At 56.4% G+C, this 4,489-nt stretch carries 6 protein-coding genes; all 6 read left to right on the top strand.

All coding sequences use genetic code 11. The annotated features are described in order from the left end of the window. The first annotated feature begins 108 nt into the window (after positions 1-108). The gene (locus V3W31_09380; protein ID MEE9615137.1) at positions 109-270 is read left to right on the top strand and encodes a hypothetical protein; all 162 of its coding nucleotides are present in this window, start codon (positions 109-111) and stop codon (positions 268-270) included. Between the two features lie 94 nt (positions 271-364). Then, entirely contained in the window at positions 365-889 is a 525-nt protein-coding gene (locus V3W31_09375; GenBank protein MEE9615136.1) for a cytochrome C oxidase subunit II, read from the top strand. Between the two features lie 13 nt (positions 890-902). After that, a complete protein-coding gene (locus V3W31_09370) occupies positions 903-2,411 on the top strand; it encodes a cbb3-type cytochrome c oxidase subunit I (GenBank protein ID MEE9615135.1) in 1,509 nt (502 codons plus the stop codon). Between the two features lie 39 nt (positions 2,412-2,450). Beyond that, on the top strand, positions 2,451-2,585 hold the full coding sequence (locus tag V3W31_09365) for a hypothetical protein (GenBank protein ID MEE9615134.1): 135 nt from the start codon (positions 2,451-2,453) through the stop codon (positions 2,583-2,585). A 248-nt stretch (positions 2,586-2,833) separates the two neighbouring features. Then, positions 2,834-3,679, top strand: a complete 846-nt coding sequence (locus V3W31_09360; GenBank protein ID MEE9615133.1) for an SCO family protein — start codon at positions 2,834-2,836, stop codon at positions 3,677-3,679. Then, positions 3,676-4,489: cytochrome b N-terminal domain-containing protein (locus V3W31_09355; protein MEE9615132.1), on the top strand; the 814-nt coding region annotated here is incomplete at its 3' end. The genes V3W31_09360 and V3W31_09355, both read left to right, overlap by 4 nt.

The raw sequence follows: 4,489 nt of genomic DNA, 5'->3' as shown, positions 1-4,489 counted from the left end.
GTGTCCGGGCTGCGGTGTGGTTCGTCCGGCCGGGCTACAGGGCTAATGGATGTACAGGCATAGCCATAATAAACAGCAATAAATAGCAAACAAAAAGGAGGCAGGCCCATGTCAGAAGAGATAAGGCAGGACGGCGAGATACCCGGCTGGCAGAAGTTCTACGATAACATCTGGTTGCTCCTTGTGATCGGGAATGTGCTACCGACACTGGTATTTACCGTGTGGGGCCTCTACGAGGTCTTTAACGTGCCCCCGTTGCAGCTAAGGTAAGAAAGCGGAAAAAAAGGAAAGAAGTCGTACTCGACATTGTGGAAAAAAGTAGCCGTATTACTGTGGTCGCATTAAGAAGTAAGGAGGTGAGAGCATGGCGTTAAAAGAACCTGAAAGAATATGGTGGAAGCCGTACAGCAAAGACGAGAGGTTGTGGATCAGCGTGGCCTTGGTATGGATGGTAATATCCTTCCTCTTCATGCCGATCTATCATCTTGTGGGGTCTACCAACCCCCCGAGCGAGACCTACACCGTTACCAATGACCAGTTCCAGGGTCTCGTGGATAAGATGGTGGAACAATACCAGGTCGGGGAAGAGAAAGGGATACCGGTGGTTCACCCGGAGCCCGGCTCGGACGTCTTCCTGCAGGCGAGCATGTGGAGATGGTATCCCATCCTGGAGTTTGAGAAGGGCAAGACCTACAGGGTGCACTTAAGTTCCATGGACCTGCAGCACGGTCTTTCCATACTGCCCGTAAACATGAACTTCATGGCCCTTCCGGGCTACGACTACGTGATAACACTTACTCCCAATAAATCCGGGGAGTTCCATCTCGTGTGCAACGAGTACTGCGGTCTCGGTCACCACATGATGGTCGGCAAACTATACGTAAAGTAAGGGGGGTGAACTGATGTCGGAAACAAGGATATGTTCGTTATCCGGACTTAAGATAGAGAAGAACGCCGAGACGCTCATAATGTGGAACGTGGTGGCCGGAGTGGCGCTTCTCGCCGCGGGCGGGCTCTTCGGGCTCTTGATGGCGCTCACGAGGTGGCCTAGCGTGCACCTGCTGGATATCCAGTGGTACTACAGGCTTCTTACGCTTCACGGCGTGGACGCCCTGTTGGCATGGATAATATTTTTTGAGATAGGATTGGTGTACTTCTGTTCCTCCGTACTTCTGGGAACGAGGGCCGCGGCACCCAAGGTCGCGTGGGTAGCGTTCGCAATGATGCTCGGCGGAGGGGTGCTGATAAACGTTATCGTCCTTCTCGGCGGCAGCGACGTGCTCTTTACCTCGTACGTGCCGCTTAAGGCGAGCCCGTTCTACTACCTCGGGATCATCATCTTCGCGGTGGGTTCGCTTATAGCGTTCTGTCTCTTCTTCGCCAACATAGTCGTGGCCAAGAGGGAGGGCGCGTTCCAGAGGACGCTCCCGCTGGGCGCTTACGGCATGGCGGCCGCGTGCATCATAGCGATCCTGACGTTCGGCCACGGCGCCGGTATCATGATACCGACGCTTCTCTGGTCGGCCGGGCTTATCCCGAACGTCGACCCGGGCGCCTACAGGCTGGTATTCTGGGCCCTGGGACATGCCTCGCAGCAGATAAACGTCTGCGCCATGGTCGCGGTATGGTACATGACCGCCGCCTTTACGCTCGGCGCGAAACCGGTCAACGAGAAGCTTTCCAGGACGGCGTTCGTTCTTTACATCCTCTTCATCAACGTCGCCTCCGAGCACCATCTTCTCACCGACCCGATACTGAGCAACTGGCACAAGATCGTGAACACCAGCTACGTGATGCACCTCGCGGTCCTTGCCAGCATGATGCATGCCTTCTGCGTGCCGGCATCCTGGGAGGTTGCGCTTAGGAAGAAGGGCTACACCGCGGGACTCTTCGAGTGGCTTAAGAAGGCGCCGTGGGGCAACCCGGCGTTTTCCGCCATCGCCATATCGCTCGTTCTCTTCGGTTTCCTCGGGGGCATAACGGGCGTTATCTTCGGCACCGAGCAGTTCGCCATCGTCCGGCATAACACCTTCGCCATAACCGGCCACTTCCACACCACGGTCGTGGCGGGTACGACGCTGGCGTTCATGGGGTTCACCTACCTCATACTGCCCTACATCTTCCGCAGGAAGCTTATACTGCCGGGTCTGGCTGTCATACAGCCGTACCTCTACGGCATCGGGGTTACGATATTCGCCATGGCCATGATGGCCGCCGGCAGCTTCGGCGTGCCCAGAAGGCACTGGGATATCACCTTCTCCGGCGCACCGTTCTCGTTCAGCTTCGACCCGTCCGTCGACATGTTCCTTAGTCTGATGGGAGTCGGGTCTCTGCTGGCCGTCGTGGGCGGTGGAATCTACGTTGTGATAAGCTTGGGCAGCGTATTCTACGGCGAGAAGGTGGAAGGTTAAGCCGCGGGTTAAGCCGCCAACAATAAGGAGGTAGTTGAGATGTCAGATGAGAGACATGAAGAAGAAATGGAAGCGCCGGGAACGTTCGTGATATCCCTCATATTCCTTGCGCTATTCGTGCTGTCATGGCTTGCGCACCTCAAATGGATCACCACTCTGTGGGGTGTGAAGTAAGGAACTATCCGGGGTGATAAACCCTCGGGGCGATAAACTCTCGGGGTGATAAACTCTCGGGGTGATAAACCCTCGGGGTGATAAACCCTCGGGGTGATAAACTCGATAGAGGGCCGTACGCTGAGCGTGCGGCCCTCTATTTTTATGGGCCGCCCTGCCGGGTAGACGGTGCTAAAAACATCTGCCTTTTTCGTGCGCCTGTGTTATAGTCGATGCTCGCTTAATTTTAAGGGTTTTTTGCGGCCGAGATGATTACACGACGTCCCTTTATATCGCTCTATATAACGGTACTTTTCGTTTTCTCCCTTTCCGTATCCGCCTTTGCCGGCGATGTGAGCATCGATGTGCTCGTGTCGGCGATCGACAGGGCCGAGGCGGCGGAGGGTGGGGAACTGGGAGACTACACGCTCGTGGACCAGGACGGCGTGAGCTTCAGCCTCCACGAATATTTCGGAGGTGAAAGGCCGCTCCTTATGAGCTATATCTTTACCTCCTGCCCCCATGTGTGCCCCACGATAACCCGTTCTTTCAAAAAGGCGGTCGACGACGCGAGGGTGGAGTTCGGAGACGTCTTTAACGTGCTTGTTATAGGCTTCGACGCCGAGAACGACACGCCGGAGAAGCTCAAGGAGTACGCGCTCCGTCATATCAAGGATTTCGAGGGGAGTTCGTTCAGGTTCGCGAGCTCCGACGTGGAGACGATAAAAGAGCTCACCAGGAAGACGGGTTTTTTCTTCTCAAGGCGTGATGAGGGCGGCTTCGACCACATGGACCTGGCCACGCTGATCTCCCCCGACGGGAGGGTCTACCGCCATATATTCGGGCTCAGGAGCGAGGGGGAGCTTGTCGGGAGCGCCCTCGGGTCGCTGCTGAGGGGAGATCCCGAGCCCAGGAGGGGCCTGTCTATTGTAGAGAAGATAAAGTATCTCTGCTCGAGGTACGACCCCTATACCGGCAAGTACGTCGTGGACTACTACGTATTCGGAGGGGCCGTCATGCAGTTTTTCATTCTAATGGCCGTGGTTATGGCCGTGTGGGGCGGTCGCATAAAGGCGTTCTTTCTGAGGCTCTTAAAGGGCGGCGAGGCGGGATGAAATCGGAGTCCGAAGGCATAGGTCCCGTCCACAGGTTGTGGCTAAGGGTGGAGCGCCTGGCCAACTCGTTCTGTACCCCGGAGCTGAACCCATTCTACTATCTCGGGGCGATCGGCATCTTTTTCCTCTGGGTCATACTGGTCTCCGGGGTGTACCTCTTTATCTTCTACGAGATATCCAGGGACGGGGCCTACCAGTCGATCGAGTGGCTGGTCCACGAGCAGTGGTACCTCGGGGGGTTCATGAGGAGCCTCCACCACTACGCCGCGAGCGGGCTCGTCATAGTCATGCTCCTGCACGCGCTGCGCTGCTTTGTGCTCAAGCGCTACGCCCACTGGAGGTGGATAGCCTGGGTGAGCGGCGTGGCGATTGCCTGGATCGTGTGGGCGGGCGGCATATTCGGCTACTGGATGGTATGGGACGACAGGGCCCAGCTCGTGGCGGTGCTCTCGGCCGAGATGATCGAGAACGTCCCGATATTCGGACTCCCGCTCAGCCTGAACTTCGCCAGGCCCGAAAATCTCGCGGACAACTTCTTTTACATCATACTCTTTATACACTTCGCCTCCATCCTCGTTGTCTTCATTATTTTCCTTCTGCTCCACCTCGGCAGGATCTCCAAGGCGATGATACACCCCCCCAGGAAGATGATGTACTCACTCTTTGTCGTCCTCCTGGTCGTCTCGGCCCTGAATCCGGCCGTGAGCGGCGGGTCGGCAAATCTCGAGGTGCTCTCCGGTGAGATCCCCTTCGACTGGTTCTTCCTCTTCATATACCCGCTCTTGAACTACATGTCGGTCCCGTCGCTGT

It is taken from the genome of Thermodesulfobacteriota bacterium (genome assembly GCA_036482575.1).
In the GTDB taxonomy this organism is placed as follows: domain Bacteria; phylum Desulfobacterota; class GWC2-55-46; order GWC2-55-46; family JAUVFY01; genus JAZGJJ01.
Note: the sequence above shows the minus strand (reverse complement) of the source record. Positions and strands in the feature narration are given on the sequence as shown.

Bases quoted from the DNA above. Each gene is read 5' to 3' on its own strand.
- V3W31_09365 (MEE9615134.1), top strand. From the start codon at position 2,451: ATGTCAGATGAGAGACATGAAGAAGAAATGGAAGCGCCGGGAACGTTC.
- V3W31_09375 (MEE9615136.1), top strand. From the start codon at position 365: ATGGCGTTAAAAGAACCTGAAAGAATATGGTGGAAGCCGTACAGCAAA.
- V3W31_09370 (MEE9615135.1), top strand. From the start codon at position 903: ATGTCGGAAACAAGGATATGTTCGTTATCCGGACTTAAGATAGAGAAG.
- V3W31_09380 (MEE9615137.1), top strand. From the start codon at position 109: ATGTCAGAAGAGATAAGGCAGGACGGCGAGATACCCGGCTGGCAGAAG.
- V3W31_09360 (MEE9615133.1), top strand. From the start codon at position 2,834: ATGATTACACGACGTCCCTTTATATCGCTCTATATAACGGTACTTTTC.